The organism is Paraburkholderia xenovorans (assembly GCF_046030735.1).
Classification (GTDB): domain Bacteria; phylum Pseudomonadota; class Gammaproteobacteria; order Burkholderiales; family Burkholderiaceae; genus Paraburkholderia; species Paraburkholderia xenovorans_A.
On record NZ_JAQQBV010000102.1, the window covers coordinates 1 to 1,281 of the forward strand.

Below are 1,281 nucleotides of genomic sequence, written 5' to 3' on the forward strand. Positions count from 1 at the left end.
AGAGGTGGCTCCGGAAATCTGGACAGTCGGTTAGGTGGAATCGCTGGGTTCTGAGATAGGCATAATGCCTACAAAGGAAACCAGACGATGACGAAGAGAACCCGACGCACGCACTCAGCGGCGTTCAAGGCGAAGGTGGCACTGGCAGCCGTACGTGGCGAGCGCACACTGGCAGAATTGGCGCAGCAGTTTGAGGTTCATCCGAACCAGATCACGGAATGGAAGCGGCAGCTGCAGGAACGAGCGGCCGATGTGTTCGGCGCGGCGGGCACGCCCGTCAATGAGCCGCCGGTGGATCTAAAAACGCTTCACGCAAAGATCGGCCAGTTGGCGCTGGAGAATGATTTTTTATCCGGCGCGCTCGGCAAGGCAGGCCTGCTGAGCGTAAAGAAATGATTGATCGTGCGCACCCCTTGCCGGTTTCTCGACAGGTCAAGCTGGTCGGCATCAGCCGATCCAGTGCGTACTCCGCGCCAAGCCCGGTCAGTGCCGCGGATCAGGCGCTAATGCGCCGCATCGACGAGTTACACCTGGAGCATCCGTTTGCCGGCGCGCGCATGTTGATGCGCTTGCTCAAGCGAGAGGGTATAGCGGTTGGGCGCAAACACGTCGGCACATTGATGCGAAAAATGGGTATTGAGGCGCTGTATCGCAAGCCGAACTTGAGCCGCAAACATCTGGCTCACAAGATTTGGCCATACCTGCTGCGCGATCGGAAGATCGAGCGCAGCAACCAGGTGTTCGCATTGGACACGACTTACGTACCTATGGCTCAGGGCTTCGTCTATCTCACTGCGGTGATTGATTGGGCCAGCCGCCGTGTTTTAGCACACCGAGTCGCGATCACGATGGAGGCTGAGCATGCGGTGGCAGCGCTTGAAGAAGCGTTCGCGAAATATGGATTGCCTGAGATCGTCAACACCGATCAAGGCAGCCAGTTCACCAGTACGGTATTCACCGATGCCGTGCTCTCACGCGGAATCGCTCTGTCCATGGACGGCAAAGGAAGCTGGCGGGACAACGTGTTTATTGAACGACTGTGGCGCAGCGTGAAGTACGAAGAGGTGTATTTGAAGGCTTACGAATCCGTCGCTCATGCAAGGAAGTCTATCGACCATTACCTGACGTGGTACAACCAGCAAAGGCCTCATTCAAGTCTGTTGGACAAGACTCCAGACGAAGCTTACTTCGCGATGCTGCCCGCGATGAAAACGGCAGCGTGACCGCCTAGCGTTCCACTTAAAAATCGAAAACACTGTCCGAACGAACGGGGCCACCTCT

At 56.8% G+C, this 1,281-nt stretch carries 1 protein-coding gene; it reads left to right on the forward strand.

Features of this window, described 5'->3' with window-relative positions:
* Positions 1-87: 87 nt before the first annotated feature.
* A protein-coding gene (locus tag PQQ51_RS34290) for an IS3 family transposase (protein ID WP_408501619.1) occupies positions 88-1,223 on the forward strand; the annotation gives its coding sequence in 2 pieces (ribosomal slippage) (positions 88-352 and positions 352-1,223; 1,137 coding nt in all).
* The last annotated feature ends 58 nt before the right edge of the window (positions 1,224-1,281 follow it).